This window comes from Stenotrophomonas sp. Steno-C17 (genome assembly GCF_056393165.1).
Window position 1 is genome coordinate 1 of record NZ_JBWJPD010000035.1, and the last position, 3,576, is coordinate 3,576.

A 3,576-nucleotide genomic window follows, 5' to 3' on the forward strand; every position below is an offset into this window, starting at 1 on the left:
TCCCTGAACGCCCTGCCCGCCCACGGGGTATTGTCCTGGCGGACAACCACCTTCGGCGAAAGCTGGGATTGCCCAGAACAGCACCAGCAGAAAAATCAAATATTTCATAACGATCACCTTGATCCTACAGAACACTAACCGACATTCGCATTCCCGTACTTGCCAGAGCTTTGATTGGGCGCATCCTGATTTTTGTTTGCTCATCACAGCGTAATTGGCAGCATTCCCACTAGCGCCACCGCGCGGTGCTGCCACTGCTTTTAGTCTACTCCGGCGTGTGCTGCCTCGGCCGACGCCCATCCGAACTAGGCGTTGCCGCCGCGCAACCGTCTATCTGCGAATATGCCATGAAGGTACCGAAGGTGCCCTGGAAGAACACCGCGGCCATTGGGGTGTAGTCAGGATCAACGCAGTGAGGATCAAGCCGATAACACCCTGCTGCGTGACTTGGCTGGTGATGCCGCCTGGCATGCTCTCCTTCAAGATCACCTCCTGCAACAGCTTGCTCGGCAAGAGTGTCGCGGCCACGCGCACGACCGTGTCCAGCGCGATGGAGACCATTGCATCCAGTACAGCGGTGGAGAAGGTCGTGCCGATTCTGTAGAAGAGCCAGCCCTGGAAGAGTTGCCTGGTCTGCCAGAACAGCAGACACAGAATAAACAGCGGACCGAAGCAGATGAACAGCGCCATGGCGATTTCGTACAGCATCAGCATTTCGCTGGATGCGATGACTGGGCCGGCAGCGCCAAGGGCCACGCGCGACATCCTCCGCGACTTCTGCCAGCGTCGATGTCGACGATGGCGTTTCGAAGGACTTCCAGCTTAGATGCCAACTCCATGAAGGAAAAAACTCTCCGTCATCTGTTCCTTTACAACAATCAAGCTTGCAGAAACGCGAAGCGCGCTTGCCTCATCTTCAGTAGGAATGGTAAATGGGCTCACTGCATTCGGAGTACACGACCCGACACTTGAGCCCACCTTTAGCTGCACATCGTTCCAACACCATCTTCTTCGACTGTTCAATCGTCGGCGAACTCGAGAAGCTCGTCCCACCTTCGCCTGCATCTGGCACGGCTGCCGCCGCGCATTGATGCTTGTAGGTGAAGGCAGCTGCACAGGATCGACCGCCACTGTTTGCGCAGACGGCTATCGCGTCCCTTACCGCTTCGGACTTACTCAACCTCCCTGCGGCCGCACCGGAAGCGCCATCAGGAGAAAGCGATATGGCGCCCCAGGTTTTTATCCATTTGCCACTGGGGCGCGCCGGACCGGGCACCCCGCCGCTGCTTGGAATTGGCGCGCAGCCCTGAACACCTTGACCGCCTATCGGGTACTGTCCCTGGGGACAACCGCCTTCTGCCCTTACCGATGCCGGGCACGACAAAGTCACCATCGCCAATGCTGCATAAAGAACTGAGCACCGCAGAGAAAGCCTGGACATTCTTTACCTCGGGGTCAACACAACGGCTAACACGAAAGCTGAGTTTCAACTCGCGGATCCATATTTGCCAGCGGCAAGAATTCAGTTAAAAGGTCTAAACTCAGCCATGCTGCAGGCAGAATAAACTACCATGCAACGTTGACCACCTGCTGCACCTTGACAGCTGCGCATCGAGTTCGCCTCTGCCTCCTCAACGTCCGGCGCGCCGGCTGCGTAGGTGATTCCACCTTTTGCCGCCAAATCACTCACAACAGGACCCGAAAGGGCGGCACATTGATTGTTGTAAGCCAGAAGCACACGACAATCATTGCCGCCGCCTTCGACGCATTGGGCACGCGCGATGGCACTAGCGTCCTTCTTGCTCCGTCGAGATTCTGCGACACCGATTGCCAAACGCGCTCCAGGGGTCGGCTTCGCGTCGCGAGCGATTGCACCCCAACGCGTCTCCCACTTTCCCGTAGGCCGCGAAACGGGGACAGCAGAGCCACTCTGAGGGATCGGCGCACAGCCCTGAACGCCCTGACCACCCACAGGGTATTGGCCAGACGGGCAACCCCCTTCAGCGTAGACCTCAGTCGATACGAACAAGAAGAGTATCGCGCAGAAGATTCTTTTCACCTCAAAAGTCTCCACTTTCCTAGGATCAACAACTATGACGCATTCCCATACTTACCAGAACCTTGAAGGTTCGTCCCATTGTTCTGACGACCCATTACTGCGTAGTTCGAGCTTCCGGCCGCATCACCGAGGCCCGTCACTGGCCGTGATCTATTTGAAGGCTGCTCCGGCGTGCGCTGCCCCGGCGGACGGCCATCAGCACTCGGCGCGCCCGACGCGCCGCCGCCTATCTGCGAATCTGCCATGAAGGTGCCCAGCGTGCCCTCGAAGAATATTGCAGCCATTGGGGCGCGTCAGGATCAGGGTCGTCACGATCAGCCCCAAGCCGCCCTGCTGCATCGCTTGGCTGGACAGGCCGTCCTCGAACGAAGAACCGAGGATCAGCTTCGCGCCATCACAGAACTGCGGCAGCTCTTCATCGATAGGGCTTGAACTCAGACATGCTGCATGCGGCGTAGATAACTGTACAACTGCGCCCTTTACCCTCGGACTCGCAACGCCGCACTGATTCCACCTTCGCCTCATCTTCACTCGGCGAACGATATGCCACAGTCGTTACATTCGTCAGAGGAGCAGAGCCAATCACTGGCGCAGCCAGTGCAGCGCACTGATTGAAGTACTCAAGAATGATTTTGCATTCCTGCCCGCCCATCCGCAGACACTCAGAGAGCGCGAGCGATCTTGCTTCCTTCTTTGATCTCTTTCCTTCTGCCACACCAATCGCCAAGCGCCCACCTGTCTGGGTAGCTGCATCCTTAGCCAATGCGCCCCATCGGGCTTCCCATTTTCCTGTGGGAACCGAGCTACTGCGAGCAGCGCCAGATTGCCCGCCTGGTATCGGCGCACAACCACCCACACCCTGCCCCCCAACCGGGTACTGCCCTGGCGGACACCCGCCCTCCGCCAACGCCACGTTGGAAAGGATCAGAAGCAGAAGCATTGCAACAAGTTTCATACGCACACCTCCATCAAACGAGATCGGTATTGCTTGATCAGGCATTAGCCTGTCCATACTTCCCGGTGTCCTGCCTGGTTTCGGCCGAGCGACCGACACCATAACCAGAGATCGCGCCCTGGCCCGGATCGGCAGAAGGAGCGCTGCTGGAACTAGTCCCCTGTGCAGGCGTGTGCTGCCCTGGCGGGAGTTCATCGCTACTCGCGGTAGCCTCAGCGCCACCGCCTATCTGCCAATATGCCATGAAGGTGCCCAGTGTGCCTTGGAGGAACGCAGCGGCCACTGGGGGCGCCGCCAGGATCAGGGGCGTCAGGATCTGCCCCATGCCACCCTGCTGCATCGTCTGGCTGGACAGGCCGCTCTCGAACGCCGGGCCGAAGATCACTTTCGCGCCATCACAGAAATGGGGCAGCTCTTCATCGATAGGGCTTGAACTCCGACATGCTGCATGCGGAGTAAATAACAGTACAACTGCTACCGGAACTCCGAACCTCACAGCCCTCCAAAGCTTTCGATCTCGCCTGTTCGATTGTTGGGGCACTAAAGGTGTAAGTGATTCCTC

5 protein-coding genes are annotated in these 3,576 nt (G+C 58.1%); 1 reads left to right on the forward strand and 4 read right to left on the reverse strand.

Annotated features, from left to right (window positions below; genetic code table 11):
• Positions 1 to 330: 330 nt before the first annotated feature.
• The 3 genes from AC06FA_RS19850 to AC06FA_RS19860 all read right to left on the reverse strand — a co-directional run bounded on the left by AC06FA_RS19850 (position 331) and on the right by AC06FA_RS19860 (position 2,074).
• Entirely contained in the window at positions 331 to 765 is a 435-nt protein-coding gene (locus AC06FA_RS19850; RefSeq protein WP_478069782.1) for a type IV secretion system protein, read from the reverse strand.
• Between the two features lie 151 nt (positions 766 to 916).
• Entirely contained in the window at positions 917 to 1,441 is a 525-nt protein-coding gene (locus tag AC06FA_RS19855; protein ID WP_478069783.1) for a DUF4189 domain-containing protein, read from the reverse strand.
• An 81-nt stretch (positions 1,442 to 1,522) separates the two neighbouring features.
• Positions 1,523 to 2,074, reverse strand: a complete 552-nt coding sequence (locus AC06FA_RS19860; RefSeq protein WP_478069784.1) for a DUF4189 domain-containing protein — start codon at positions 2,072 to 2,074, stop codon at positions 1,523 to 1,525.
• Between the two features lie 228 nt (positions 2,075 to 2,302).
• On the opposite strand from AC06FA_RS19860, the gene AC06FA_RS19865 reads away from it, so the two are divergent.
• On the forward strand, positions 2,303 to 2,491 hold the full coding sequence (locus AC06FA_RS19865; RefSeq protein WP_478069785.1) for a hypothetical protein: 189 nt from the start codon (positions 2,303 to 2,305) through the stop codon (positions 2,489 to 2,491).
• Here AC06FA_RS19865 and AC06FA_RS19870 read toward each other — a convergent pair.
• On the reverse strand, positions 2,475 to 3,209 hold the full coding sequence (locus tag AC06FA_RS19870; protein WP_478069786.1) for a DUF4189 domain-containing protein: 735 nt from the start codon (positions 3,207 to 3,209) through the stop codon (positions 2,475 to 2,477). The genes AC06FA_RS19865 and AC06FA_RS19870 overlap by 17 nt on opposite strands.
• Between the last annotated feature and the right edge of the window lie 367 nt (positions 3,210 to 3,576).